Raw genomic sequence first — 26003 nt, 5'->3', positions numbered from 1 at the left:
GGTCCCACCTCACAGCATCAACTGGGAGTTGTCGCCGACGACCAGCTTCCTTCCAATGGGGTGGTTGTTCCCCTCTAAAATCTTCACGTTCTTCCCTATGAGGCTCTCTACTATCCTGCCGCCGCATCTAATCTCGCTTCCCTCAAGGATCACGGAGTCCTCAATTTCGGTGTTCTCGATGACGCAGTTGTCACCGATGCTTGTGTAGGGGCCGATGTAGGCGTTCCTGATGATGCAGTTCCTGCCGATTATCGCGGGGCCCTTTATGACGGTGTTCCCGTCAATCTGGGTACCTTCCCCGATGACCACCCTTCCATGGATTCTGGCCTTCGTCTCGACCCGTATATCCGTCTGGATGTCGTCCAGGATGAGCCTGTTGGCGTCGAGTATGTCCTCGGGCTTTCCGGTGTCCTTCCACCAGTTCTGGACCTTCGTCCACCCAACGCGATAGCCGTGGTCGATGAGCCACTGGATCGCGTCAGTTATCTCAAGCTCGTTCCTCCAGGAGGGCTTTATGTTTTCGACCGCCTCGTGGATGACGGGCTTGAAGAAGTAGATTCCCACAAGCGCCAGGTTGCTCGGCGGCACCTTGGGCTTCTCAACCAGCCGTTTGATGGTCTTTCCGTCCTCACTCAGCTCGGCCACACCGAACCGCTGGGGATTGGGAACCTCACAGAGCAAAATGCTGGCGTCGAAGTTTCCCCCTTTGAAGTGGTTCAGGTGCTCCACTATGCCTTCCCTGAGGATGTTGTCACCGAGGTACATCACAAAATCGTCGTCACCGAGATAGTCCCTCGCGACCTTTATCGCGTGTGCTAAACCTTTCGGCTCACCCTGATAGATGAACTCTATGTCCGCGTCCCAATCAACGCTCCTAACGGTCTCCATCACCTGCTCCTTGTTTGGGCCGACGATAATTCCAATCTCGTGAATGCCGGCCTCGATGACGTCCTCGATGGCGTAGAACAGGACGGGCTTATTCGCGACGGGGATGAGCTGCTTCTGCTGGGAATAAGTGAGGGGTCTCAACCTCGTACCGTGACCTCCGGAGAGAATAAGGGCCTTCATGATTATCCACCGCCGTCAATACTATCCCAGAAAATAAAAACCTATCGTGCTATGAGGAGAACATTATCGGCACTGTTTGGAGGAGAAGCCTAGCACGAATCCATCTCCCCCCATGCAAACACCGAACGCTCCGGCAAAAACAATTCCCGTACCCCTAGCGATCTTCTGCAGGGCCTGACTCGCTTCGCTCACGGGGTTCACCTTTTTGTTCATTACTACAATCCACTCATCTCGCCTTTGGAGAGAGGGGCAGTCTCTCTGCAGCGTACCTGTAAACTGGATCCGAAAACTTGTAAACTCCTATGCTGTCTTTAACCACTGCGAACAGCTCCCCTGTAAGGGCATCCAGAAGCCTGCTGAGGGTATCCTTTGAGATCCCGGTTTTTTCTAGCTCCCCCCACGTGGCACCGTAGGTTAATCTCTTGATCACTTCTCTGGCTTTTGGGCTCCTCCCTTCTAGGAAGTGCTCCAGCTCTCTCAGCGCCTCAGCCACCGCCTTCTCAAATACCCTCTGCAGTGCTTCTTCATGAGATGCTCCAAGGCATCGTCTGAGTCCATAAAGGTTTAACCAACCGGGCAGTGTTCCAAGCCTCCAGAGTGTATCTTGAATCTCCCTCTGAGTAACATCAACTCCACACTGCCCAAGACCTTTCCGCAGAAACTCCGCCGCCACCCATTCAGGCCATGGAGGGAGGAGTATCTCAATCGGTGGCCTTCCATAAAAACTGTCCCTGTGGGTGGCCTCGAACAGCTTTTTAACGACACCCGCGTAGGAGCCTGTAAATATTACCAGCAGGGAATCGTTTTCATTAAACGCCGTGGCTAGAGCTTTTAGAAAGCTGTTCACACCCTGTTTCACGTTCTGGACTTCATCGAGTACTAGTATTGTGTTGTTCAGGGAAAAGAGAGCATCTTCCAGCGCATTTTTGGCAGCGACATTTTCTCTGAGCCTTACACCACCACTTGTGCCTCCAGCGGAAAGAGAAACCTCGGCAATATACTTGGTGAGGGTTTCGACAATCGATTTTGGCAGTCTGCCCAATATCTTCTCCGTAGCCTGGCGGGAGGTTTCAGTATTCCTTAGATCAACAAAAATTACCCTATATTTCATTTCCTCTGCAAAGGAGTTGGCACCGGTCAGTGCAAGGCTTGTTTTTCCTGCCATTCTCGGCCCAAGAATCGCCACCCAGCTTCTCGCGTGAAGAGCGTTTACCAACATGTTCAGCTCCTCAGAACGTCCAAACAGCCGGCTTTTGTCTTTCCGGGGTCTTTGATCAAAAAATGATATGCCTCTCTCCACCCTGCGCCCCACTCCGATACCCCCCGAACCAGTTCGGAGGGTATTATTCATAAGTCTTTCGTTTGGGCAACCAACCAGAAAGCATCGAAATAACCGTCCCCGCAAAAACTATTCCCGTTCCGTTCCCCTTGGCGATCTTCTGCAGGGCCTGGCTCGCTTCGCTCGTGGGGTCACCTTTTTTGCGCCTTCTGAATCACAAATCAATGAATGTTGTACTTGCGGGCTATGTTCTGGACTGCCTTTGCAAGCGGATTCTCCGCAATACGGTACTTTCCGCGCTTTTTGCTGTGCTCGACCATCCCTGAGAGAACGAGATTCTTCAATATGCGGGTGAGGCTCCTGTCGCTAACTTCCTCCCTGCGAAGCACTTCTCCAGCAATTTCCTTCCGCGCGAGGCCAAATTTTGACTGCGCCAGCACCCAGAGTGTAGTTACGTAAGCCCTGGTGCTGTAGATGTTAAGAAACGCCTCCAGGTCCTGCTCCCAAACGCCGATGGCATAGTTCAAAGTCTCCACAAGGGCATCATCATGGCTCATGCCCCTAACCCTCTGCCTGCCGTAGTATGCCAGAAATCCGGGCACGTTTGAGAGCTCCTCTACGGCTTCCTCAAGTTCGACCCCGGTGTATGACACTTCTGCCTCACTCAATCCTTTTTTGAGGTACCCCATGCTTTCTTCCGGTGTCCAGCGCGGTATGTGAATCTTGTCAACATATCTGGCGAACATCGGCTGGGACGCCGATGGGCTGAGTATCCTCTCAAGCAGACCCGGCATCGAACCCGTCATTATCACGGTCGTGTTGTCCATTGTGTTGCTTATCAGCTGGAGGAGGCCGAGCATGTTGATACCCCTGATGCGGGGCATTACCTGGGCCTCGTCTATTACCACAAGGAGTTCATCGTATTTGGCATTCAGTTCTCTGATGAGATTGATCAGGGCGTTTTGGAACTGCACCCCGTTTTCAGGTTTAACATCAAGCCGCACGAGGCCCAGGCTGAGCTGGGCATGGTACGAGAGTTCGCTTGTATCAATGTTCATCATTGCCGGAGTCAGCTCGGTGTAGCTGATCCCCTGCTTACCCATAAAGGGAGAGAGATCATAGTATATGTACCGGTACTTGTACTTATTCAAAAAAACTCTAATGATGCTCGTCTTGCCGACCCTCCTTGGGCCGAGAATTGCCGTAAAAGTCCTTTCCTCAACATTCTTCTTCAGCTGTTTAAGGGCTTCTCTGTGCCTTTTTCCGTAAAGGTTTTTCTCATCGGTTATCGGTCGAATTTGAAACATTTATAGACACCCCATTCCATATGGAAGCCCCTTCCATATTTAGGTCTTTCCTTTCAAAATTCAGTTTGAGTTACTGCACCAAAATTCCCTTCACCGAAGTACATTTTGAAAGTTTCCCTCACTTCTTCCATAGAAGGGTAAGGGTACCTTTTAACTCCTTTGCCCTTAAGGTACTCCAGCAGCCCTTCCACATCCACGTCGTATTTCATGCCGAGCTCAAAAAGCTTCTTCCGGCCTATCTTGTCCCTATGGGCCAGCAGCAGGACGGTTGAATACAGGATCGTCCTCGGTCCGAACTCCACGAGCAGCGCATGCACAACAACCTCTTCCAGGGATAGGTTCTTGGCCTTTTCGGAATAATAATAGTGATACCGCCCGGTTCCAACAAGCTCCATCCCAAAATCCCCGAACCTTTCAACACCCGTCAGATGGAAGTCTCCGATGTCCTTCCCCAGGTATTTCTCCGTCGCCAGAATAAACTCCCCAACTCCGCTCCATATCAGGGCAGAATCCCCGGAGAACTCCCTCGCTTTGATGGAGTTTTGCAGCTTATGACTTCCGATCCTCAAAGCTCACCCAATCGCCGCCTTCATTCCCTCGAGCATCTTAACAACCCTATCAATCACTTCACCCAGGCCCATCTCCTCAGGAGTTGTCTCGATGGTGAGGTTCATCTTAATCGGAACGGTCAGCGTCTCATCAACGGGCACAACAACCGTCTGGTTGATGGGAACCTCAAGGGTCATGTTGAGGGGCACGGTGGTGTCTACGACGTCCCTGACCCTAACCCTGACCGTCGTGACTATGGGGACATCGACGTAGGTATCTAGCGGAATGACCACTGTCTCCTGCTCGCCGTTCACATCAACTGTGGTAGTTATGTTCTGGACGATGTGCACCCTCGCGGTGGTGTTGACGGGAACGTCAACGTAGGTATCGAGGGGAACCTTTACGGCAATATCCTCGTTGACCGGAACCCTGGCCACCATGGAAACGGGGACGCTGAGGTTCATCCTGAGGGGAACCTGTATCTCCTGGTCGAACGGGTACTGGATGGTTATCCTCTCGTTCTTCATGCCCTCCACGAGGGTTATGACGCTGTCGATTTCCTCCAACGCTATGCTCCTGGCTTTGAGCGCACCGTAGACCATGCCGATGTTGAAGATAAGCAGAATAACCACGAGAACCGTCAGCACCTTAACTAACCTCTCGCCCATCGCCCACGCCCCTGTATAATTTTGATCTCTGCAGAATTTAAGGGTTGGGTTTATTCTTCTCCGAACGATTGCCGGGCGGGAGCGGCACCTTCTATTTTGTTTTCTGGACTTAATGACTCGGCATGTTTCGAACATATTTCAACAGGTACTTGTATTATAAAAAGGCAAAGGTTTATATAGGTAAAGCACCTAATAGTATATGAGGAGTACTCTGTCGGTGAGACCGAAGCAAAAGTTTCACCCTTGACGGGTGCTAAGCCCAACGTGTTCCATAAGTCGAGAGGGCTGGAGTCACGAGCCTAGTGTTCCTTGAGAGTGGGATTTTCACCGAGGCCCCACTTGCAAGGTGCTCCTCACTATTTTCTCGATGTATGATTCGATTTCCATTCTAGCTAACTACTAAACACCTCCCTCTCAAACCGAATTCCCAACTTTATTGAAGTTATTTCGGAAAGTTGCCAAAAAATTTTGCTTTAAATAAAAGCAAAAGTTTATATAGTTAAAGCACCTAATAGTGTATGAGGAGTGCTGTGCAAGGGAGACTGAAGCGAAAGCTTCACCCCGAGCAGACCCAATCCGAACAGTGATTCCATGATCTGAGAGGGTCACGGAGTCACTATTAACTAGGGAAAGGTCTGTCAAGAGTGGAACTTCACTCCAGACTCGTCTGTATGGCGCTCCTCACGATTCTACCGCTCCGTTTCTAAACGGTGTGTGGCCACTGCCCAGCATCTCGTCTAAATCTTCCAAATCGTACACCATACCACCTAGCCATTCTTTACCTCCAATCCTCTTCGCGACGAGGGCTAAATGAACCCTCCGCTTATCCCCCACAGCTTCGGCTTTTTTGGACAGCAATTTGAGCTCCTTTTTGGCCTCGCCAAAGCTCAGCTCCTCCCACTTCACCTCAAAAAACGCAATGTCTTCCCTTCCGAGGGCGACCACATCAATCTCAAAGGAATCCTTACCCTTCTCCTTGCCTTTGAACTTCCCCCAGAGCTTGCCCGTTCTGATGACCTCAAAAGGCACAAGTTTTGGAACAAGCAGCTCCACCAGACTCTCAAACTTACGGCCAACGTAAGCGTTGAAGTCGTTTTTATCAAAGCTCAGCTCGTTCCTCTCGAGCTTGGAATAATTCCGCCACAGAAACCTGAACCAGAAGTCAACCAGGTTTTGGGTTATGTAATACCTGTTTCTCCCCCGCTCAAAGACATCTTTCCGCTTTGTGACCAGTTCATACTCCCGCTCAAGGGCTGCGAGATACTTGGTGAGGCTCGTGCTCTTGACGGACAGATAAGAGGAAATCTCCCCTAGCATGTTCTTGCCCTCGCTTATCGCTTGGAGGATGCTGAAGTAAGTCCTGTACTCCTTACCTAGCTCCTCCTTGAGCATCATGAGGACTTCAGGAAACATTGGATAAGGCTCCTCAAAGAACATCATACGGATGAAGTCCTCAACCGGCAGACTGAATCTCTCAAGCGTCTCGTAGTACTTGGGCGAGCCGCCAAAGACCGCCCACATCACAACGGCGTCCTCGATGCTGTAGCCCAAATCGCGCATTATTTCCGTCACTGTCCCAAAACCCAGCTCCCGGAGTTTTATGATGTAATCGAACCTGCCATAAAGCGGGCCTTGATAGTCCTCAACGAGCTTCTTGCTCATACTAATGAGTGAACCCGTAACGACGAGCTTTGCATCGCGGTACTTGTCGAGGAGCCTTTGGAGATCATAAAGAAATGAGGGATTTACCTTGAGGGCATTCTGGAGTTCATCAATGAATATCGTCTCCCCTTCCCTCATTAAGAACTCAACGATTTCCTTCATAGAGTTGAGCGTTGGAATGTATCTCCTCTCGCGAATTTCTTCGATCCAATCTCGGCATATTAAGGCCTCGTTCTTTTCGGCAGGGATGAAGAGCGTTATAGGGTTGAGAGCCTCCTCAACCAATCTAGTCTTTCCCACTCTGCGCCGTCCGATTATGGCAATTCTCTTGCCCCTTCTGAGGAGTTCAATCTCCCGCTCACGATCATAAAACTTCATTTTTATACCCCACAGGTATTATACCTTATAGGTATAAAAAAGTTGCGGATGCTCTAGTGGGGAATGGCCGTTCAAAGATGCAAAAAATATGTAGAGATCTTACTCGCCCCTCTGTATCTTTGCGTGACCCCCGACGAGGCTCTTTCTCAGCTCAAGGTTCCTTATCTCGCACTTCTCATCGATGATGGAGCGCCATATCGTCGAGTTCCTGATAATGGTCTTCCTGAATACTATCGAGTCGCTGATGTCGGAGTTCTCTATGATACACTCTTCTCCTATGTAGGCGTAGGGCCCTATTATCGACCTGCCCAGTATCTTTGCGCCGCGCTTTATTACCACCGGCGGGATTATCTTGGCGTAGGGGCTTATTTGAATCTCCTCGACGCGGCTCTCCTTCAGCAGGGTCTTGAGGGCCTCCAGGTAGCTGTCCGCACTTCCTATGTCGTACCAGTACTTTGAGAAGCGGTAGGCCCTGATGTCCTCACCGTTCTCCAGGAGCCACTGGATGAAGTAGCCCGGTGAATCCTTGTTTCCGTCGGAGAGGTACTCATCGATTTTCTCCATCACCCTTCTCGGGAAGACGTAAACTCCAGTGCTGACGAGGGTCGACTTCGGTTCGGCCGGCTTCTCCTGGAAGGAGATGACCCTGTCGCCTTCAAGAACGACCACACCGTAGCGCTTGGCCAGCTCCAGGTCGCCGACGTCGTAGACCGCTATGAGGGTCCTCCCGTCGTAGGCTTTCAGGAAGTCCACCAGGCTGAAGGAGAAGATGTTGTCCCCAGATATGACGAGATAATCATCTAAGCCAAGCTCCTCGACGGCCCTTTTCATGGCCCCCATTGTGCCCAGCTTCTCTTCTTCGTGGAGGGTGTCCTCAACGATGAGGTTCAAGCCTTTCTTCTCGGCGTAGGGACGGAAGTGCATCTCGAAGAACCTGTTGGTCGATATGTATGTTTCGAGGCCAAGTTCTTCGACCTTCTCCAGGATGTAGTCGAGTATCACCTTGTTCCCAACTGGGAGGAGGGCTTTGGGGTTGTCCTTGGTTATCGGCCAGAGTCTCGTTGCGTAGCCACCGGCCATTATTAGGACCTTCATGGCACCCACCGTTTGAACGTACTTCAACCGCATAGTTATCCCTAACATATTTAAATAATTTTGCTTCATCATTGGTGGTGGTTATGAATGAAGGTTCTCGTCACGGGCGGTGCGGGGTTCATAGGTTCCCATCTCGTGGACAGGCTCATGGAGCTCGGGTACGAGGTCAGGGTTCTTGACGATTTAAGCGCCGGGAGCTTGGACAACATTGGGCGCTGGCTGAACCACGAGAGGTTTGAGTTCATCAGAGGGGACATGAGGAACATGGAGACCGTGAAGAAGGCCGTTGATGGTGTTGATATTGTTTTTCACTTGGCCGCTAATCCTGAGGTCAGAATCGGCTCCCAGAGCCCGGAGCTGCTCTACGAGACCAACGTCGTTATAACCTACAACCTCCTTGAAGCTATGAGAAAAGCCGGAGTCAAATACTTGGTTTTCGCCTCATCATCAACGGTCTACGGCGACGCCGAGGTCATTCCCACTCCAGAGGACTACTCCCCGCTCGAGCCGATAAGCGTCTACGGCGGCGCGAAGCTCGCGGCTGAAGCCCTGATAAGCGGATACGCCCACACCTTCGACTTCAAGGCATTGGCCTTCAGGCTGGCCAACATCATAGGCGAGCGCTCCAACCACGGCGTAATATACGACTTCATCAACAAGCTCAGGAAGAACCCCAATGAGCTGGAAATCCTGGGCGACGGAACCCAGAGGAAGAGCTACCTCCACGTGAGCGACACCGTTGATGGGATGCTCCACATCTTCGAGCACTTCAGGAAGGAAGGCAAAACCTACGACGCTTACAACCTTGGAAACGACGACTGGATTACAGTTAAAGAGATAGCGGAGATAGTCAGCGAGGAGATGGGGTTAAATCCAGCCTTCAGGTTCACGGGCGGCGTCGACGGCGGCCGCGGCTGGAAGGGCGACGTCAAGTTCATGCGCCTGAGCATAGAGAAGGCGAAGAAAACCGGCTGGGAACCAAAGCTCAACAGCTACGAGGCTGTGAGGAGAACGGTCAGGGAACTACTGGCGACTGTCTAATTTATTTTATTACCTCATACACTTTTCTCGCCACTATGAAGGCAAAGGCGAGAAGGAGCAGATAGGCGGAGAGTTTCAGGGAGCTTTTGACGTCCCTTGGCAGGTAGAACTCGCCTATCTCGAGCGTTATCAGGATTCCAATGAGGGCGATGGTCAGGAATATCTCGACAGAGGGGCTTATAAGTGCGGCTATTACGATCCATACCGCAAGGAACAGGACGACGTTCTCCCTCATAGCCATCTCTCGATCCCACCGAGCCGCTCAAGGATCACCTTGACGTAGTCCTTTACGCTCTCAACGGATTCTATCCTCAGGAGTTCTTCCATTCCGGCGGCGATTCCGAGGAGAACGGCCGAGGCAACGGGGTCAGCGTAGACAGGGCCGTCGCAGAGGGGCTTCACAAAGACCTCTACCGTCCCGTCCTCCCTCTCAAAGGCCTCCGCCGAACCGAGGCCCAGGGCGCTTAAGCCGGAGGAGACGGCCGAGGAGGCGTATCCGAGGCCCGTTCCGGAGAGCCCGCCGACGTTCTCCTCGATGTAGTTCACAAGTGCCCACCCGGCTGGGGGACTTATCAGAACGCCGCTCTCCTCCTCGGTGCCCGTAACAAAGACGGTCCCCTCGTCGAGCTTTCCAAGGCTCAGGGAGACAGTCTCAGACTTGGGGAGGAAGATGCCGCCTTTGGGGAGGTTCTCGTAGGGCGGTATGACCACTGGCTTCCCCCTGAGTTCGAGGTCGTTTCTGAGCTTTTCAACGAACTCACTGGAAGGTCCGCACGTTAGGAAAAGGGCCTCCCTGTCAACGTGGCCCCGGGAAGGCATGGCCGCTATTACCAGACCAAGAATTATCGCTCCTATCCCCAGGTTGACCAGAGATGTTATTCCAGACATTCCCCCATAGTACCATAGGACGATTCCAGCCGCTGAAAGGATACTTCCCAAAATCCTCCCCATTCTAACACCGGAATGAATAAACTTAAAAGGTTTTTATGCCTTATGGATGTGATGGCGATGAGGAGAGCGTCGCTTTTAATAATAATCCTCATTCTAATCGTCGGCTCCGTTCCACTCGCCTCCGGGAAGGCCGTTGAAGAGCCGACCCAGAGGGATGTTTTTCTCTATGAGTACTTCTCCAAGATTATCCTTCGCTTTGAGTACTCGCTGAAGTACGCCCTGGTTAACGAGAGCTACGGCCTAACGCTCGCCAACTCCACCCTGGAGGAGCTGAAGCTCATCCACCTGGAGACGCTGTACTACCAGGAAAAGGGGGTTAACTCCACGGTGATGAAAGTCATCCCTCCGTTCTACGAGTTCTCCAGGGAGCTGGTGGTTCTGAACGAGCTCATGCTTGAGTTCCACAAAAATCCGACACCCGCGGTTACAGCCGGAATCAAGGGCACAGCCCTCAACATGGAGTCCCTCCTGGACGAGATAGACTCCCTCGAGCTGATGAACGGGACTAAGCTCATGAAGTTCAACACCCAAAAGGTTAGGAGGTATCTAAACGAGATAATCGAGAAGGTGAGCTCTGAAAAGCTCCCAAGCGGGAGGTTTGAGATTGGAATCTCGAATTCCGAGCCTATACTCTATCAGAGGGTTACCATCTTCGGCTCCTGCCCCGGCAACGACACCGTTACTGTGGTCATCACCAGGGAGAACTTCACGTCGTTCATCATAGTCACGCCCCAAAACGGGCTTTTTTCCACCACCTACAGGTTCAGAGAGCTTGGGACGTACACGATATACGCCACTCAGGGAGGAATGAAATCAAACACGCTCAACGTGACCGTCAGGAAGATACCATCCCTCTTTTTGGTGGAAAGAGTGTACAGCGCCTTTCTGAACCAGACTCTTGTGCTGTCGGGCAGGCTCGTTGACTACTACGGCTACCCCCTTGAGGGAAGGGAGATAACCATAGAGGACGAGACGCTGATTACCGGCGAGAACGGAACCTTTGCCAAGGTCTATCGCTCATCGGAGGCAGCAACGTTTCAGGTGCCGCTGGAATTCGCCGGCGACGGAACCCACACCGGAACCTCAGAGATAGTCACGGTTGAGTTCAGGCGCTTCCCGGTTGCGATAACCCTCAACGGGCCCGAGAGAATAACCCTCGGGGAAAAAGCCGCGTTCACAGGAAGGGTGAAGCCGAACATGACCTTCCCCCTCATCGTTTATGTCAACGACACTCCCTGGTTCAACATCACGGCCGAGAACGGAACCTTTTCCTTCACAGTAGAGCCCCAGAGCCCCGGCCAGCTGAGGGTCTACGTTGCCTTCGCTGGCAGCGAGGTGTATGATAGCGCTACCTCCAACGTGGTGGTGCTCAACGTTGTTCCGCCGGTGAACATGCTCCCGAGGTACATAGCGATAGCACTCCTCTCCCTGCTGCTCGCGCTGGCCATCGTTATTGTGAGGAGAAGGGAGAGAAAGCCAATTTCTCCGGCACCGCAGAGAGTCGTTGAGGCTGTTCCTGCGGAGCATGAGGTTATCTGGGAAGAGAGAATACCCGAGGACGTCGGTGAGGCTTATAAGCTCCTAAGGGAAAAGCTAAAGGATAGGTTTGGGATAAGCGAGAGCCTGACCCCGAGGGAAGTCTTAAGGATTCTCCGCGACTGGGAGTTCTACACTGACCTGGAGGAGGTAACGAGGCTCCACGAGAAGGCCGTCTACGGTGAAATTCCCCTGAGTGAGGAAGAGCTGAGAGAGTTCAGAGAGGGACTGAAGAAGCTCCTGCGGGGTGGAAGCGGTGAATAAAACCATCAAGTACCTCGCCCTCATCCTCCTCATCTTCACCCTCATTACCATGCCCCTAACTGTGCCCCTCTTCAAGAGCTCCACCCAGTACAGTATGTTCAACACAAACTGGAACGGCATCTCGAACTTCGTCAGACTGATCCACGAGGACGGGAAGCAGATCGTTCCTATCTTTGAATCCTTCGACATGGCCAATATCAGCGGCAAAAACGGCGTCCTAATCATAGTCGGCCCCAACATGACGTTCACAGACGCCGAGATAGAGCAGCTCAAGGCATTCGTGGAGCGTGGGAACACGCTTTTCATAGCAGACGACTTCGGCACCGGCAACGAGATACTGCGTGCCCTCAACCTGTCCGTTGGCATATCCAGCTACCCGCTCCGCGACTTCTTCTATCAGGAAGACGACAGGCTGATAGTGTCCGTGAGAATAGAGGACCCCATACTGGCCAGGAACGTCACCAAAATAGTCACCAACGAGCCCTCGGCAGTTCTCGTGACGGGAGGCAGTGCGGTCTACGCAAGCAAGGTGGCTATGATAAACTTCCAGAGGAGGCAGTATCCCCTCCTGACGGAGGTCGAATACGGGGAGGGGAGGGTCGTAATCCTGGCAGACCCGGACGTCCTGATAAACCAGCTCTACGACGAGAACGAGCCCTTCCTGAGGAACCTCGTCGAGTACCTTGGAGGAGATACTTTCTATATCGACGAGGCCCATCACCCGGACTTCAACCTATACACTGCCGGAACAGTCACGATAACGAGGCTGCTGCCCAAAGAGCTGGCCGTTAAGCTCATACTCGCCATCGGCATTCTGATACTCCTTAAGGAGCTTGGAACCTTTAGGGTCATAGGGAGGCTGCTCTGGAGGCCGATCTCGCGCTTCTTCGGGAAGAGGAAAAGCCCCGAAGAGCTCGCCTTAGCTTTGGCGAGGGAGCGGGGCTGGGATGAGAAAGAAATAATCGAGATGCTCGAAAGGATGGGTGGTTGATATGATACTCAGGAAGATTAAGGCCGAGGTTGGAAAGGCCATAGTCGGAATGGACGACGTGGTCGAGCTGATGACAATAGCGCTGATAGCCAACGGCCACATACTCCTGGAGGGAGTCCCCGGAATAGCGAAAACGACCCTGAGCAAGAACTTCGCGCAGACCCTTGGACTGAAGTTCTCGAGGATACAGATGACGCCGGACATACTGCCGGCAGACATAATCGGCCACACCTTCTACGACATGCGCACCGGGGAGTTCAAGATAAGGAAGGGCCCGATATTCGCCAACGTTGTTTTGGTCGACGAGATAAACCGCGCGTCGCCCAAGACTCAGAGCGCTCTGCTCGAGGCGATGGAGGAGCGGCAGGTCACCATAGAGGGCCTCCCTCTCAAGCTCCCGGATCCATTCATCGTCCTCGCAACCAGGAACCCTGTGGAGATGGAGGGAGTCTATGAACTTCCCACGGCGCAGGTGGACAGGTTCATGATGAAGATCGACCTCACTTACCTCCCGGAGGAGAGCGAGAAGGTCATGCTCAGGAGGAAGAGCCGCGGCGAGTTCTCGGAGGCAAGCCAGGTCGTCCTCGGGAGCGAGCTGGCCAAGGCTAGGCGGGAAGCCATGAAGGTTCACGTGAGTGATGCGATAATCGACTACATCTACTCTATCGTCAGAGAAACCAGGCTCGACGAGAGGGTCATCATCGGAGCGTCGCCGAGAGCTGGAGAACATCTCCTCTACGCCGCCAAGGTCAAAGCCTACCTTGAAGGGAGAAGCTACGTCATCCCGGACGACGTCAAGGAGCTCTCCGTTCCCGTCCTGGCCCACAGGGTCGTCGTCAAACCGGAGTACGAGGTGGACGGCATCGACGGGAAGGCGGTAGTGAGGGAAGTCCTCGAAAGGGTAGAGGTGCCAACGGAATGAAAAGGGCGGAAGTCCTGCTCTCCCTCGCGGCGGTGGTTTCAGCGGCCGCTTACCTGACGGGCAGCCCAGCGGCGGCGCTGATAGCGGTCGGGATCATGGCCCACTACTCCCTCGCCAAGCTGAGCTTCGAACCCAACGTCAGGGTCGAGAGAACCGTCCCCAACAGGGGAATGGAGCGGGAACCTGCAAAAGCCAGAATCAAAGTCGAGAACCTCTCGCGGGTTAAGGGCCTCCTGAGGATACGGGAAACTTCAAGGCGTGTCTTTGTGAAGGAGCTTAAGGTATTCCTGAATCCCGGTGAGAGAAAGTACCTCGAGCAGACGGTGGTGCCCCAGTCAAAGGGCAGGATAACGCTCAAGGCCGAGGCAACCTTTGAGGACGAGCTTGGGCTGTTCAAGAGGGACTTTCAGGTAGTTGAGCACGGAGAAATGACGGTCTTTCCGTCGCCGAAGAGCATAATGGAGGCTCTTAAGGAAAGGCGCCAGGTCGAAGCCCTGGCCGAAGCGGAGAGCGCGCTTGGAATCGGGGCGGAAACCCTCGACTTCGAGGAGCTGAGGGAGTTCCTCCCGGGGGACGACATAACCAAGATCGACTGGAAGGCCACATCGAGGCTCAACACCCTCATAGTCAGGGTCTTCAAGAGGGAAACCCTGGCCGATGTGTACCTGCTCGTCAACGTGGACAGTAAGTTCCGGAGGGAGCTCAAGGCCGGTAAAATAGACTACCTCGTTCTGATAATCACCCAGCTCTTCACATACTTCAGAAGGTTCGGCCACAGCGTGAAGCTGATAGCCTACGACGAGAACGACATCGTCAAGGTGATTGAGTACGCGAGGGATCCGTTAACCGCAATCTCCGAGCTCGGGCTCAGGGGCGAGAGGGGCTTGCCTCCGCTCAAACCCGCAGGAATATCGTCTCCCTCAAAGATGGGCAGGTTGATCTTGAAGATGAAGCGCGGCTCCACCGCCTCCGGTCCGCTCAAGGCTGCCATGAAGGTCGAGAACGGGGCATATGTGATAATGGTCGATGACCTGGGCATCCACCCGGGAGAGATACTAAAGGCGGCAAGGGTGCTTGAGAGGAAGGGCTCAAAGGCGGTTCTCATATATCCAAACCCAATCCTCTTCGTCAACAAGGACGAACTCACCGAGGGGGAGATAGAGGTCCTCTACCGCGGCTACCGCGAGAGGAAGGCCATCATGAGGAAGGTCATGAACGGGATAAGGGTCGTTGAAGTGGGCCCCAAAGATGTGCTTCCGAGGGTGGTGGGTAGGCTGTGATAGGGCTGATAGCGACTATCCTGACCGGAATAGCACTCCGCAACTACGTCTTCCTCCTGGTTATACCGGCCTACGTACTGCGGTTCAGGGACAGGGACCTCTCACTGGCCGCTTTCTATCTCTACGTCCTCCTCATGACAGTCTCGCTCCCGGGCATCTCGATTTACACGTGGGAAGGACTAAGACTTGCCGGGTTCGTGGCCCTTTCCACGGTTCTTGCACTCGACGACGTCCTTAGAGGGGTTAAAATCGGAAAAGAGGAGCTCATCCTCTCAGCAGTCCTCATAGCTTCAGCCCTCACGGACTACACGTTCCTCATAGCCCTCCTGGCCGTCGTCACCTACTCGACTTACAGGCACTTCGGGAAAGTTGTTGCCTACCTCGCCGGCTGGCTGGGCGTTTCTGCCGTAGTGATGTACCTGACAAAGGACAGCCTCAGTGACCCAGTGGGTCAGGCCTTCGTCCTCATAGGCCTCGGCCTGCTCTTCATACTCCTCGCCGAGCGGAAAGACGTCGAGTTCCTCGAGGTGAGGCTCTTTGGAAAGAAGTGATGGGTTTTTCCTTTGTTCGCTGGCTTTCACTACAATCCTCTTTTCGGTTTACCGAAGTCTGCCCTCCTCTATCCCAGCCGGGCCCAATCCAGAATGGTTGCATCCAAGCGCTCACCTTACCCTTTGGTTTGGAAGAAAGGGTTTTAAGCCGGACAACCCCGTCCAAAGGGAGGGGAGTGAATGAAGCTCAAAGACTACTGGGATCTGCTCACAATCATCGCCCTGTCGTTGATCCTCGACCTCCTGATAGCCTTCTTCCCGGACAGCCTGCTCAGAAAAGCCCTCGGATTAGCCTTCGTCCTCTTCTTCCCGGGATATGTCTTCATAACCGCCCTCTTCCCCAACAGGAAGGAGCTCGACAACCTCGAGAGGCTCGCCCTCAGCTTCGGCCTCAGCATAGCCATCGTCCCGCTCATCGGCCTCGGCCTCAACTACACCCCTTGGGGCATAAGGCTCATCCCGATACTCGTCAGCCTGACGATTTTCAACATTGCCTTTTCAATCATCGCCATCTACCGCAGGGCAAAGGCCTTCGAGCCGTGGATTCCATGGATAACGCTCGAGAGGATAAAGGATGAGCTCGAGTGGGATGAGTCGAGCAAGCTCGACAAGGCCCTCACGGTGATCCTGATAATCGCCATCATAACCTCCATAGGCACCCTGGGCTACGTCATAACCCACCCAAAGCCCGGCGAGGCCTTCACGGAGTTCTACATCCTTGGGCCGGAGGGCAAGGCCGCCGATTATCCAACCGAGCTGAGAGTCGGCCAGGAGGGAAGGGTGATAATCGGCATAGTCAACCACGAGCACAGGAACGTAACCTACTACGTCCAGATATGGCTCGTTAACCTGACGTGGGACAACACGACCAACACGACGATAATATACGAGATGTACCCTATGCAGGGCTGGTTCAACGTCACCCTGCCGGACGTTCCCGTCAACATCGAGGGCAACTGGACTCCCCAGTTCGAGACCAACTACACCTTCAGCATCGATAAACCCGGCCAGTGGCAGGTCTGGTTCCTCCTCTTCAAGGACGAGCCACCAGAGCTTCCGCCGGCACCGCCGGACGGGAACTACGCCGAAACCGATGCCAGGAACCTCATCCTTGAGGCGATAAACGGCACGGTGCAGAGCCTCAAGCTCAACGTGAAGGTGACCTCCTGAGTCTCATTTCTTACTATTTTGAGAGAAAACTTTATAAGTTGGCCATACGTAATCGTCACCGAATACTATTATCGGTGGTGGAAATGGGACACCAGAAGATAGTATTAGCCGGGGCCCTTCTGCTGCTGGTTGCGCTCGCGGGATTCTCCCGCTCCATCTTCACAGACGTTGCTCTCTCGGAGAACAACGAGATCTCCTCGGGAGAGTTTGACATAGGCATAAGCAAGGACGGGGAAAGATTCTACAACGACCTCAAGCTCTTCGACTTCTCGGATTTAAAGCCGGGCGACGAGAGGGCAGTAACATTCTACGTGAAGAACCGCGGGGACCTCGAGGTTTCAAGGATTACGATGACCCTTTACATTAATGACTTGGAGGACGGTGCCCTCCCTCCCGCCGAGAAGGAGGTCGACAACACCACGGATAGGGGCGAGCTGAGCGGCTATCTCGTGATAACCGGCCTCTCGGTACAGCATGGGGATATAACCACCGACCTGGCAGAGGTAGTGGGCAAAACCCTAAAGGAACTTGACGGGAAGGAGATAGAGCTCTTCAAAGGCTCCCTTGGCGAGGGTGAGGTGCTGAAGGTCGTCATGAGGGTAAGGTTCTCCCCAGAGGCAGGCAACGAGTGCCAGACCGACAGGGTGGATGTGGACATGAAGATAAACGCCGAGCAGTGAGCTTTTAAACTCCCCACCTTTTCTTCTTCAGGTGCTCACGATGATCGGGATAATCTTCGACATGGACGGCGTGATATACCGGGGCAATAAGCCCATAGATGGCACGCGGGAGGTAGTAAACTTCCTGAAAGAAAGGGACATCCCCTTCGCCTTCCTTACCAACAACTCCACCAAGAACGCCCGGATGTACCGCGAGAAGCTCCTCGGGATGGGAATAGACGTCGAAGAAGAGCGTATCGTCACCTCCGGCTACGCCACCGCCAGGTACCTCCAGACCCACTTTAAGGAAGGCCCCATCTTTGTCATTGGCGGGAAAGGACTCCAAGAGGAAGTAGTGAGGATGGGCTGGCCCGTGATGGGCCTCGAGGAAGCAAGGGAGAGGTGGAGGGATATCAAATACGTCGTGGTCGGCCTCGACCCTGAGTTAACCTACGAGAAGCTCAAGTACGGAACGCTGGCAATAAGAAAGGGAGCGAAGTTCATAGGAACCAACCCGGACACAACGTATCCCGCCGAGGAAGGTCTCTATCCAGGAGCGGGGTCGATTATAGCGGCGCTGAAGGCATCGACGGATGTTGATCCCCTCATAATAGGCAAGCCCAACGAACCCGCCTACGAGGTCGTCAGGGAGAAGCTCGGTGACGTCGACGAGATATGGATGGTGGGCGACAGGCTCGACACGGACATAGCCTTCGCCAGGAGATTTGGCATGAAGGCGATAATGGTCCTGACGGGCGTCAGCACGCTGAAAGACGTTGAGAAGAGCGAGGTAAAACCCGACCTGATCCTCCCGAGCATTAAGGAGCTGCTCGAATACCTAAAGGTCAGGCTGGAGGCTTCAGAATGAACCTTCGTGAGCTGCTCGAAAGACTCATCTGGCAGGAGAACGAGCTCTACAACCTGTACAAGCTCGGCGAAACGTTCGCCACCTACGAAAGGCCCGAGTTCGTCGAGACGTTCCGTCTCATAGCCGAGGAGGAGCTCAGACACAGGAAGACCCTCGAGGGGATGCTCTCCGAGGGAACCCTAAAGGACACGGCCGTTATAGACTACCTAGACTCACTTTCGCTGGAGCCGATGCTGAGCGACGAAAGGGCCGAGCCCGAGAGCCTCGAGGAGCTGATACTCGAGGCGCTGATAAGGGAGAAGCACGCCTACGAGCTCTACACGAAGCTCTCTGAAATCTTGGAGGGCTCTCTCAGCCAGATTTTCAGAATGATGGCCAGTGAGGAGCTCAAACACGCCTACAGGCTCAGGCTGGTCTACGAAGGGCTTTGACGTTTGGATAATTTGTCCGACATCTCCCTTTTCTACCTCCTTACCCCGCAGGCAAATTTAGGGGCATAAATTTGTCACCTCGGCAAAGGCCACCGGGGTAAGGTATATGTAGGGGTGACAGCCATAAAGTTGTGCTGATGCTTCTACTAATGGGGGCAACGATAAACAACTGCACGTCAGGGGTGTTTATATGGCCGTTGAAAAAGTGATGAAAAGGGACGGCAGAATTGTCCCATTTGATAAAGAGCGTATAAAATGGGCTATCCAAAGGGCAATGCTTGAAGTTGGTGTCCGTGACGAGAAGCTTCTCAACAGAGTCGTTAGGAGGGTCGTCAAAAGGGTGAACGAACTCTACGACGGGCAGGTGCCCCACATAGAGAACATCCAGGACATAGTCGAGCTTGAACTGATGAGAGTGGGTCTCTTCGACGTTGCCAAGGCCTACATCCTCTACCGTAAGAAGAAGGCCGAGATCAGGGAGGAAAAGAAGAAGATACTCAACAAAGACAAGCTCGACGAGATAGACAAGCGCTTCTCCATCAACGCCCTCCGTGTTTTGGCTTCTCGCTACCTCATCAAGAACGAGAAGGGAGAAATAATTGAGAGCCCAAGGGAGCTCTTCGAGAGGGTCGCGATTCTGGCGGTCATCCCTGATCTGCTCTATGATGAGAGGGTCTTCGACAGGGAAGGAAACCACGAGCAGGACCTAAGTAAGGTCGAGAAATACATGGAGAGGCTCGACGAGTACGATAGAAAACTCTCAATCGGCAGGTTCAAGCTCAACAAGTACCACTTCGAAAGGTTCCTCAACCTCTACCGCGAGCTCGCCCAGAAGGGCCAGATGAAGGTCTCCATCGACGAAGTCATCAAGATGCTCGAGAACGGGGCCTTTGACAAGTACGAGGACGAAGTAGAGGAGTACTTCCGCCTGATGACGAGCCAGACCTTTATGCCGAACACGCCGGCCCTCATCAACTCAGGAAGACCGCTCGGGATGCTCTCAGCGTGCTTCGTCGTCCCAATAGAGGACGACATGGAGAGCATAATGAAGGCAGCGCACGATGTGGCCATAATACAGAAGATGGGCGGCGGTACCGGTTTGAACTTCTCCAAACTCCGCCCCGAGGGAGACCTCGTCGGAACCACAACTGGAGCGGCCTCCGGCCCTGTCAGCTTTATGCACCTCATCGATGCCGTCAGCGACGTGATAAAGCAGGGTGGAGTGAGAAGGGGCGCGAACATGGGAATTCTTGAGGTCTGGCATCCCGACATCGAGAAGTTCATCCACGCCAAGGAGAAGAACATCGGAACGAACGTTCTGTCCAACTTCAACATCAGCGTGGGCATATGGGCCGACTTCTGGGAGGCTCTGAGAGAAGGCAAGCGCTATCCGCTCATTAACCCGAGGACTGGCGAGAAGGTCAAAGAGATCGACCCGAAGAGCCTCTTCGAGGAGTTAGCATTTATGGCCTGGGCCAAGGCCGATCCGGGAGTTATATTCTTCGATGTCATCAACAGGAGGAACGTCTTAGAGCCCGCAAAAGGTGAAAAGATACGCGCGACCAACCCCTGCGGAGAAGAGCCCCTCTACGAGTACGAATCCTGTAATCTGGCCAGCATAAACCTCGCCAAGTTCGTCAAGTACGATGAAGAAGGCAAGCCCTACTTCGACTGGGACGAGTACGCCTATGTAATCCAGAAGGTCGCCAAGTACCTCGACAACGCAATCGACGTCAACAAGTTCCCGCTCCCGGAGATAGACTACAACACCAAGCTGACGAGGAGGATAGGCGTCGGAATGATGGGCCTGGCCGATGCCCTCTTCAAGCTCGGCATAGCCTACAACAGCAAGGAAGGCTACGACTTCATGAGGAAAGCCACTGAGTACCTCACCTTCTACGCATACAAATACAGCGTTGAGGCCGCGAAAAAGCGCGGACCCTTCCCGCTCTACGAGAAGACGAGATACAAGGATGGGGAGCTTCCAGTCGAGGGCTACTACCACAGGGAGGTCTGGACCCTTCCGTGGGACGAGCTGGTTGAAGAAATCAAGAAGTACGGCGTCAGGAACGGAATGGTGACCACCTGTCCGCCCACCGGTTCGGTCAGCATGATAGCCGATACCTCCAGTGGTATAGAACCTATCTTTGCCCTCGTCTACAAGAAGAGCGTCACCGTTGGCGAGTTCTACTACGTTGACCCCGTCTTCGAGGCTGAGCTGAAGAAGCGCGGCCTCTGGAGCGACGAGATACTGAGGAAGATAAACGACAACTACGGAAGTGTCCAGGGCCTCGAGGAAATCCCAGAGGACATGCAGCGCGTTTTCGTCACCTCGATGGACATCCACTGGCTCGACCACATACTGGCTCAGGCCAACATCCAGCTCTGGCTCACCGATTCAGCGAGCAAGACCATCAACATGCCGAACGATGCCACCGTCGAGGACGTTAAGGCGGCATACCTGCTCGCATACAAGCTCGGCTGTAAGGGCATAACCGTCTATCGCGACGGTTCGCTCAGCGTTCAGGTTTACAGCGTTGAAGGAGAGAAGAAGCAGCGCATCAAGAGCAAACCGAGCGCTTACGCTGTCGAGAAGCTCAAGACCGTCGTTGAGGCCGAGCCGTGGCTGGCCAAGTTCATCAACGTCGAGGGCATACTCAACGGCACCAACGGCAAGGAAAAGAAAGAAGCACCAGCACTCAGCTTTTCCCTGAACATGACAAAGGCCATCAAACCCGAGGCCCGCGAGCATCCGCACCACAGGGAGCCGCCGGAGATTCCCGAGGAGAAGATAAAGGAGCTCTTAGGGGTCACTTACTGTCCAGTCTGCTATGAGAAGGACGGAAAGCTCGTCGAGCTGAAAATGGAGAGCGGCTGCGCCACCTGCCCCGTCTGCGGCTGGAGCAAGTGCGTCATTGGGTGACTTCTCCCCCTTTTCCTTATGCTTTGACATCTCCCTGTTAACGGAGGCTTTTTAAGCTCACAGATTTAACTTCTCCCCATCAGACGAAAGCCTTAAATTAAGGGCCGTTCCAACCTGCGCTATTCGGAGGTGTTAATATGGACAAGGTTTATTTCACCTGGTGGCAGATTGACAGGGCGGTCTTCGCGCTCGCCGAAGAGCTGAGGAAGAAGTTCATGCCCGACGTCATAGTCGGAGTCGCCAGGGGCGGCCTTATTCCCGCTGTAAGGCTCAGCCACATCCTCGGCGACGTTGACGTCAAGGTCATAGCCGTCAAGTTCTACAAGGATATAGAGGAGCACATGGAGAAACCCGTGGTGACAATACCGCTGCATGGCTCGCTGGATGGAAAGAGGGTCGTCATCGTCGACGACGTCAGCGACACGGGCAAGACCCTCGAGGTTGTCATAGAGGAGGTCAAGAAGGCCGGCGCCAAGGAGGTAAAGGTCGCCTGCCTCAGCATGAAGCCCTGGACCAAGGTCGTTCCTGACTTCTACGTCTTCAGGACCGACAAGTGGATAGTCTTCCCCTGGGAAGAGTTCCCTGTTGTTGTGAGGGAGTGAGGTTTTGACTTTTAGTTCACTTCTCCTCTCCGTTGCATATTCATGCAACTCTTTTACTCAAGCTTCTTTTGACGGGTTCTAAGAGAAAAACAGAGATTAGAATAAATTCACACTCGAAAAAAAAGGAAAAATTTTTACTTAAAGTAAAAGGAAAAATTTATAAGGATAAGTTGGTTAAAATATGATGCAAAAATCGTTGTGAGGTGAACCTTGTGAAGTGGAAGTCGTTGTTCGCAGTCCTGCTGGGACTGCTGATGGTCGGAGTGACGGCAGGGAGCGCGGCAGCAGCGACTCAAAATTTCCCAGGGGAGACACCCAAAGACGTTATTTGGGTTCCAGAAGAGTACATCTGGAAGATTACGTACACAAGCAGTTTTTACACCACATATGGAGCTTGGAGAACTTGCGTAAGTGGATATGGCTCTCCCCCAGATTCATTGACATGCGCATTCACAGAAGGACGTTCATACACTTGGCACAATACTATCTCCGGCGAACTTGAAGTATCCCGGTATAAACTAAGTGTAGCGGTGGGATTTGACGTAACAAAGTCAGGTAGTGTTGAAAGAAGTGCCACATACCACTACAAATATCCCAACCAACACTTAGCAATCCAGTATAGAGACGTATATAAAACAAAAAGAGTAATTCAAACGAAATACTACGTCGATAGGTGGGGACGAGAGCACAACACTGGTGAACACAAAACAGTTTATGCATCCAAATGGGACCACATAGAGTTCAGAGCAATTGACTTGGGGGGTTAATGAGTGGGTAGGTGAAGTGGAAATGAGAAAGAAGGCCATGTTGGCTATAGCTATAGTTTCTATTTTTTTCATCACGGGATGGATGATTCAGGACAGTTTAAACAATGAAAATCCCACAGAAAAACCCATGACCCGTCTCAGTTATGACTATGTAGGATATGCATTCATTAGAACCAACGCAACACTAGAATTCCATGGCATTCTAATGGAGAAAGAGCCCACTCAGGGATTTTCTATTGACGTTAAGAACATCCCCATAGGGCTCCAAAGAAAAACGGAGATTAGGGACATCTCCTGTCCCAACAGGCTGAAAAGTTGGAGGTGCAGAGACATTACCATCATGCTAGTTCCCACATCTCCAGGAAGTTATGACCTCTCAGATGTGACTATAAGGATAACCTCGAATTCATGGTCGGTCTCCTCAAAGCTTGGAAGAGTGAAGCTTGAAGTTACCAACGACACCTTCGAAGGCATAAAATCAATTTATTATCCCTATGCCGGAAGCTACTTGAGTGATAATATAACACCAAACGACACGTTTTATTACTATACCGTATTCAAAAACATCGGAAACGGGAGCATCAGGATCACAAATGTCAATGCCAATAGCCCTTTGATAGAGATACTTGGTTTCTATTATCAGGAGATACCAGAGAATGCTCCACCGCAAGATCTTGACGTTCCAAATATCAAAAAAGCAAAAGTTATCCCCCAAAGTGGACTAGAAATCAAACCGGGTGAAGCTATAGCCCTAATCGTTCCTCTTCGCATCGGGACTCCAGCAGAAAATGCTATCATCTCGCTAAAATTTAAAATCAAAGATTGCAACAACGGAAAATTGTGGGAAGTTCCAGGGATTCCTTACTATATCCTGGGTGGAGGTTAAGTTCATCACAACCCCTTTAACCTCCTCCCCCCCAACTTTTCTCGGTGGTGTTATGAGGGCGTTCATAGCGATAGATGTCAGCGATGAGGTTCGCGACAACCTTCTGAAGGCCCAGGAGAGAATAGGTAACAAGTCCGCCAAAATAAAGTTCGTCGAGAGGGAGAACTTCCACGTCACGCTCAAGTTCCTCGGCGAGATCGACGAGGCAACTGCCGAGGAAGTGAAGGGGGCTTTGGCAGAAATAGCGAAGAAGCACAAGAAGCACCGCGTTAGGGTCAAGGGCATCGGCCTCTTCCCCAACCCGAACTACGTCCGCGTCATCTGGGCGGGAATAGAGAACGACGAGGGCATAAAGGCGATAGCCCAGGACGTAGAAAAGGCCATGAGAAGGCTGGGCTTCAAGAAGGATAAGGACTTCGTCGCCCACATCACAATCGGCCGCGTCAAGTTCGTGAGGGACAAGCTGGAGCTGGCGATGGCGCTCAAAGACCTCGCCAACGAGGACTTCGGGGAGTTTGAGGTCGAGGCTATAGAACTGAAGAAGAGCACGCTCACTCCCAAGGGCCCGATTTACGAGACCGTGGCGAGGTTCGAGCTGGCGGAGTGATGGTGATGGTTCAAGAAGTTATCGGAGAGGTCCTCACCAGAATCAGGCCGAACGAGGAGGAGAGGGCTTTTGTTGAGGGCCTAATGCGGGAGATCGAGAACATAGCCCGCGGAAGGGCCGAAGAGCTCGGCCTTGACGTTAAACATTATTTCGTTGGCTCCCTCGCCAAGGACACCTACCTCGCCGGTGACCACGACGTTGACCTCTTCCTGGCCTTTCCCCTCGACACTCCCCTCGAAGAGCTCCGCGGGAAGGGCCTTGAGCTCGGTAAGGCCATAGCGGAGAGGCTCGATAACTACGAAGTTGCCTACGCGGAGCACCCCTACGTGAGAGCCCGCTATAAAGGGGTTAAGGTTGATCTAGTCCCTTGCTACGACGTCGAGAGCTGGAAGGACGTCAGAACGGCAGTTGACCGCTCCATACTCCACACGAAGTGGGTGCTTGAAAACCTCAACGGCAGAAACGACGATGTCAGGCTTTTGAAGCGCTTCCTCAAGGGAATAAACGCCTACGGCAGCGAGATTTACGTGAGAGGCTTTTCGGGCTACCTTGCCGAAATCCTGATTATCAAGTACGGCTCATTCTTGGACGTTCTGGAGAAGGCCGACTTCATGCTGAGGCAGAAGATAATAGACCCCGCCGGCTGGCTCAAGAGTGAGCCAGAAATAGCCATGAAGACCATTAAGAGGGAAGCTGAAGGGGACAAGCCGCTCATCGTCATAGATCCCGTTGACCCGAGGAGGAACGTCGCTGCAAATCTGGGCTGGGAGAAGTTCGGGAGGTTCTACTTCAAGGCCCATCAATTTCTGGAAGAGCCCCTCGTAGAGTTTTTCTTCCCGACGGAGAGCGCGGGAGAGAACTACCTCGGAGAGCTCAGAAGGAAGGGAACACACCTTGTCACGCTCCTCTTCAAAAAGCCCCAGCTTGTTGATGACCTGATCCTCCCGCAGCTGGAGAGGAGTGCCAAAGGCTTCGAGAAAGCGTTGGGCAGGGAGAACTTCAGGGTTCTCGGCTGGGACTACGGCTACGTTGGGGAGGAAGCGTTCATCATGCTGGAGCTGGACAGAATAGTGCGCGAGAAGATAACCATAAAACCCGGCCCGGAGTTCTTCACTGAGAGGGGCTGGGACTTCTACCGGAAGAACGAGAGGGTCTGGCTGATTGGAAAGAGGCTGTATGCGGAAAAGAGGGTTAAGGAGAGCATCGTCGACGTCATCGTAGAGCTCCTGGAGAAGAATCAAGTTGCCCTAGGCAAGCAAGTAAGAGAGTTCATCCACTCCGCTGATATTCTGGTGGATTACGTTCCAGGGGAGCTCGAGAGGGAGGCATACCTCTTCCTGAGCAGGAAAAAGTGGGATTTAAAGGGCTAAGGCCGAAGCTCCCGTTCATCGAACAGCTTTTCAATCTCTTCCAGTATTCGTTTCAACTTCAAATACTCCTCCCCATTCAGAGTTCCAGATATCAGCCCCAGTATGAAAGAGTTCTCTCTAGAGGACTTGGACTCCTTCACTCAGCACCACCTTATGAAGGAAGCAGTTTTCTTTTGCC

General features: G+C 52.9%; 26 protein-coding genes. 16 read left to right on the top strand and 10 right to left on the bottom strand.

The genetic code is table 11. The features are described 5' to 3' along the window. Positions 1–9: 9 nt before the first annotated feature. The 7 genes from E3E26_RS03600 to E3E26_RS03570 form a co-directional block, all read right to left on the bottom strand. On the bottom strand, positions 10–1068 hold the full coding sequence (locus tag E3E26_RS03600; protein WP_167899925.1) for a glucose-1-phosphate thymidylyltransferase: 1059 nt from the start codon (positions 1066–1068) through the stop codon (positions 10–12). 226 nt (positions 1069–1294) lie between these two features. Next, positions 1295–2380: an ATP-binding protein gene (locus E3E26_RS03595; protein WP_370520077.1), complete on the bottom strand. Its 1086-nt coding sequence runs from the start codon at positions 2378–2380 to the stop codon at positions 1295–1297. Positions 2381–2568: 188 nt separating this feature from the next. Next, positions 2569–3654 (bottom strand): ATP-binding protein, encoded by a 1086-nt coding sequence (locus tag E3E26_RS03590; RefSeq protein WP_167899923.1) that lies wholly within the window; start codon positions 3652–3654, stop codon positions 2569–2571. Positions 3655–3707: 53 nt separating this feature from the next. Further along, on the bottom strand, positions 3708–4223 hold the full coding sequence (locus E3E26_RS03585; RefSeq protein WP_206204310.1) for a hypothetical protein: 516 nt from the start codon (positions 4221–4223) through the stop codon (positions 3708–3710). 3 nt (positions 4224–4226) lie between these two features. Then, on the bottom strand, positions 4227–4871 hold the full coding sequence (locus E3E26_RS03580) for a hypothetical protein (RefSeq protein WP_167899922.1): 645 nt from the start codon (positions 4869–4871) through the stop codon (positions 4227–4229). 681 nt (positions 4872–5552) lie between these two features. Next, the gene (locus E3E26_RS03575; protein WP_167899921.1) at positions 5553–6911 is read right to left on the bottom strand and encodes an ATP-binding protein; all 1359 of its coding nucleotides are present in this window, start codon (positions 6909–6911) and stop codon (positions 5553–5555) included. A gap of 99 nt (positions 6912–7010) precedes the next feature. Further along, positions 7011–8006 (bottom strand): sugar phosphate nucleotidyltransferase, encoded by a 996-nt coding sequence (locus E3E26_RS03570; RefSeq protein ID WP_167900149.1) that lies wholly within the window; start codon positions 8004–8006, stop codon positions 7011–7013. A gap of 87 nt (positions 8007–8093) precedes the next feature. Here E3E26_RS03570 and E3E26_RS03565 point away from each other — a divergent pair, with 87 nt between their 5' ends. Then, positions 8094–9047 (top strand): NAD-dependent epimerase/dehydratase family protein, encoded by a 954-nt coding sequence (locus E3E26_RS03565; protein ID WP_167899920.1) that lies wholly within the window; start codon positions 8094–8096, stop codon positions 9045–9047. Between the two features lies 1 nt (position 9048). Here the strand turns inward: E3E26_RS03565 and E3E26_RS03560 are convergent, their stop codons facing one another. Both E3E26_RS03560 and E3E26_RS03555 read right to left on the bottom strand, forming a co-directional pair. Next, entirely contained in the window at positions 9049–9288 is a 240-nt protein-coding gene (locus E3E26_RS03560) for a hypothetical protein (RefSeq protein ID WP_167899919.1), read from the bottom strand. Continuing rightward, positions 9279–9998 (bottom strand): hypothetical protein, encoded by a 720-nt coding sequence (locus tag E3E26_RS03555; protein ID WP_167899918.1) that lies wholly within the window; start codon positions 9996–9998, stop codon positions 9279–9281. Before E3E26_RS03555 ends, E3E26_RS03560 begins: the two co-directional genes overlap by 10 nt. Before the next feature lie 51 nt (positions 9999–10049). Between E3E26_RS03555 and E3E26_RS03550 the strand changes: the two genes are divergently transcribed. From E3E26_RS03550 to cca, 15 genes are all read left to right on the top strand, one after another. After that, on the top strand, positions 10050–11798 hold the full coding sequence (locus E3E26_RS03550) for a DUF4129 domain-containing protein (protein ID WP_240911630.1): 1749 nt from the start codon (positions 10050–10052) through the stop codon (positions 11796–11798). Continuing rightward, positions 11791–12789: a DUF4350 domain-containing protein gene (locus E3E26_RS03545; RefSeq protein ID WP_167899917.1), complete on the top strand. Its 999-nt coding sequence runs from the start codon at positions 11791–11793 to the stop codon at positions 12787–12789. The genes E3E26_RS03550 and E3E26_RS03545 overlap by 8 nt, the downstream gene beginning before the upstream one ends. A 1-nt stretch (position 12790) precedes the next feature. Further along, complete coding sequence (locus tag E3E26_RS03540) at positions 12791–13711, top strand: MoxR family ATPase (protein ID WP_167899916.1); 921 nt, start codon at positions 12791–12793, stop codon at positions 13709–13711. Next, positions 13708–14991: a DUF58 domain-containing protein gene (locus E3E26_RS03535; RefSeq protein ID WP_167899915.1), complete on the top strand. Its 1284-nt coding sequence runs from the start codon at positions 13708–13710 to the stop codon at positions 14989–14991. Before E3E26_RS03540 ends, E3E26_RS03535 begins: the two co-directional genes overlap by 4 nt. After that, positions 14988–15542 (top strand): hypothetical protein, encoded by a 555-nt coding sequence (locus E3E26_RS03530; RefSeq protein ID WP_167899914.1) that lies wholly within the window; start codon positions 14988–14990, stop codon positions 15540–15542. Before E3E26_RS03535 ends, E3E26_RS03530 begins: the two co-directional genes overlap by 4 nt. Before the next feature lie 180 nt (positions 15543–15722). Beyond that, on the top strand, positions 15723–16712 hold the full coding sequence (locus tag E3E26_RS03525; protein ID WP_167899913.1) for a DUF1616 domain-containing protein: 990 nt from the start codon (positions 15723–15725) through the stop codon (positions 16710–16712). A gap of 83 nt (positions 16713–16795) precedes the next feature. Next, entirely contained in the window at positions 16796–17392 is a 597-nt protein-coding gene (locus tag E3E26_RS03520) for a TasA family protein (RefSeq protein ID WP_167900147.1), read from the top strand. A 40-nt stretch (positions 17393–17432) separates the two neighbouring features. Beyond that, positions 17433–18239, top strand: coding sequence for an HAD-IIA family hydrolase (locus E3E26_RS03515; RefSeq protein WP_167900146.1), 807 nt, complete (start codon positions 17433–17435; stop codon positions 18237–18239). Next, positions 18236–18670, top strand: coding sequence for a ferritin family protein (locus E3E26_RS03510; protein WP_167899912.1), 435 nt, complete (start codon positions 18236–18238; stop codon positions 18668–18670). The genes E3E26_RS03515 and E3E26_RS03510 overlap by 4 nt, the downstream gene beginning before the upstream one ends. 190 nt (positions 18671–18860) lie before the next feature. After that, the gene (locus tag E3E26_RS03505; protein WP_167899911.1) at positions 18861–21593 is read left to right on the top strand and encodes an adenosylcobalamin-dependent ribonucleoside-diphosphate reductase; all 2733 of its coding nucleotides are present in this window, start codon (positions 18861–18863) and stop codon (positions 21591–21593) included. 137 nt (positions 21594–21730) lie between these two features. Then, positions 21731–22195 carry a phosphoribosyltransferase gene (locus tag E3E26_RS03500; protein ID WP_167899910.1) on the top strand — a complete coding sequence of 155 codons (465 nt, stop codon included), beginning with the start codon at positions 21731–21733 and terminating at the stop codon, positions 22193–22195. A gap of 212 nt (positions 22196–22407) precedes the next feature. Further along, positions 22408–22962 (top strand): hypothetical protein, encoded by a 555-nt coding sequence (locus E3E26_RS03495; RefSeq protein WP_167899909.1) that lies wholly within the window; start codon positions 22408–22410, stop codon positions 22960–22962. Positions 22963–22984: 22 nt separating this feature from the next. After that, the gene (locus tag E3E26_RS03490; protein ID WP_167899908.1) at positions 22985–23848 is read left to right on the top strand and encodes a hypothetical protein; all 864 of its coding nucleotides are present in this window, start codon (positions 22985–22987) and stop codon (positions 23846–23848) included. Positions 23849–23900: 52 nt separating this feature from the next. Beyond that, positions 23901–24455 carry an RNA 2',3'-cyclic phosphodiesterase gene (gene thpR, locus E3E26_RS03485; protein ID WP_167899907.1) on the top strand — a complete coding sequence of 185 codons (555 nt, stop codon included), beginning with the start codon at positions 23901–23903 and terminating at the stop codon, positions 24453–24455. Positions 24456–24457: 2 nt separating this feature from the next. Next, complete coding sequence (gene cca / locus E3E26_RS03480; RefSeq protein ID WP_167900145.1) at positions 24458–25825, top strand: CCA tRNA nucleotidyltransferase; 1368 nt, start codon at positions 24458–24460, stop codon at positions 25823–25825. On the opposite strand, the gene E3E26_RS03475 is transcribed toward cca, so the two are convergent. Continuing rightward, positions 25822–25965, bottom strand: coding sequence for a hypothetical protein (locus E3E26_RS03475; RefSeq protein WP_167899906.1), 144 nt, complete (start codon positions 25963–25965; stop codon positions 25822–25824). The two genes, cca and E3E26_RS03475, sit on opposite strands and share 4 nt — an antisense overlap. Positions 25966–26003: the final 38 nt, after the last annotated feature.

Origin of the sequence: Thermococcus sp. LS1, from assembly GCF_012027395.1 — an archaeon.
Taxonomy (GTDB): Archaea; Methanobacteriota_B; Thermococci; order Thermococcales; family Thermococcaceae; genus Thermococcus.
This window is presented reverse-complemented; position numbering and strand designations above follow the sequence as displayed.

What these genes read in the sequence shown, in the direction of transcription:
- E3E26_RS03515 (WP_167900146.1), top strand. Translation starts at nt 17,433, where the DNA reads ATGATCGGGATAATCTTCGACATGGACGGCGTGATATACCGGGGCAAT.
- E3E26_RS03570 (WP_167900149.1), bottom strand. Translation starts at nt 8,006, where the DNA reads ATGAAGGTCCTAATAATGGCCGGTGGCTACGCAACGAGACTCTGGCCG.
- E3E26_RS03565 (WP_167899920.1), top strand. Translation starts at nt 8,094, where the DNA reads ATGAAGGTTCTCGTCACGGGCGGTGCGGGGTTCATAGGTTCCCATCTC.
- E3E26_RS03600 (WP_167899925.1), bottom strand. Translation starts at nt 1,068, where the DNA reads ATGAAGGCCCTTATTCTCTCCGGAGGTCACGGTACGAGGTTGAGACCC.
- E3E26_RS03520 (WP_167900147.1), top strand. Translation starts at nt 16,796, where the DNA reads ATGGGACACCAGAAGATAGTATTAGCCGGGGCCCTTCTGCTGCTGGTT.
- E3E26_RS03490 (WP_167899908.1), top strand. Translation starts at nt 22,985, where the DNA reads ATGAGAAAGAAGGCCATGTTGGCTATAGCTATAGTTTCTATTTTTTTC.
- thpR (WP_167899907.1), top strand. Translation starts at nt 23,901, where the DNA reads ATGAGGGCGTTCATAGCGATAGATGTCAGCGATGAGGTTCGCGACAAC.
- E3E26_RS03590 (WP_167899923.1), bottom strand. Translation starts at nt 3,654, where the DNA reads ATGTTTCAAATTCGACCGATAACCGATGAGAAAAACCTTTACGGAAAA.
- E3E26_RS03500 (WP_167899910.1), top strand. Translation starts at nt 21,731, where the DNA reads ATGGACAAGGTTTATTTCACCTGGTGGCAGATTGACAGGGCGGTCTTC.
- E3E26_RS03555 (WP_167899918.1), bottom strand. Translation starts at nt 9,998, where the DNA reads ATGGGGAGGATTTTGGGAAGTATCCTTTCAGCGGCTGGAATCGTCCTA.
- E3E26_RS03560 (WP_167899919.1), bottom strand. Translation starts at nt 9,288, where the DNA reads ATGGCTATGAGGGAGAACGTCGTCCTGTTCCTTGCGGTATGGATCGTA.
- E3E26_RS03540 (WP_167899916.1), top strand. Translation starts at nt 12,791, where the DNA reads ATGATACTCAGGAAGATTAAGGCCGAGGTTGGAAAGGCCATAGTCGGA.
- E3E26_RS03580 (WP_167899922.1), bottom strand. Translation starts at nt 4,871, where the DNA reads ATGGGCGAGAGGTTAGTTAAGGTGCTGACGGTTCTCGTGGTTATTCTG.
- E3E26_RS03505 (WP_167899911.1), top strand. Translation starts at nt 18,861, where the DNA reads ATGGCCGTTGAAAAAGTGATGAAAAGGGACGGCAGAATTGTCCCATTT.
- E3E26_RS03510 (WP_167899912.1), top strand. Translation starts at nt 18,236, where the DNA reads ATGAACCTTCGTGAGCTGCTCGAAAGACTCATCTGGCAGGAGAACGAG.
- E3E26_RS03575 (WP_167899921.1), bottom strand. Translation starts at nt 6,911, where the DNA reads ATGAAGTTTTATGATCGTGAGCGGGAGATTGAACTCCTCAGAAGGGGC.
- E3E26_RS03535 (WP_167899915.1), top strand. Translation starts at nt 13,708, where the DNA reads ATGAAAAGGGCGGAAGTCCTGCTCTCCCTCGCGGCGGTGGTTTCAGCG.
- E3E26_RS03550 (WP_240911630.1), top strand. Translation starts at nt 10,050, where the DNA reads ATGGCGATGAGGAGAGCGTCGCTTTTAATAATAATCCTCATTCTAATC.
- E3E26_RS03525 (WP_167899913.1), top strand. Translation starts at nt 15,723, where the DNA reads ATGAAGCTCAAAGACTACTGGGATCTGCTCACAATCATCGCCCTGTCG.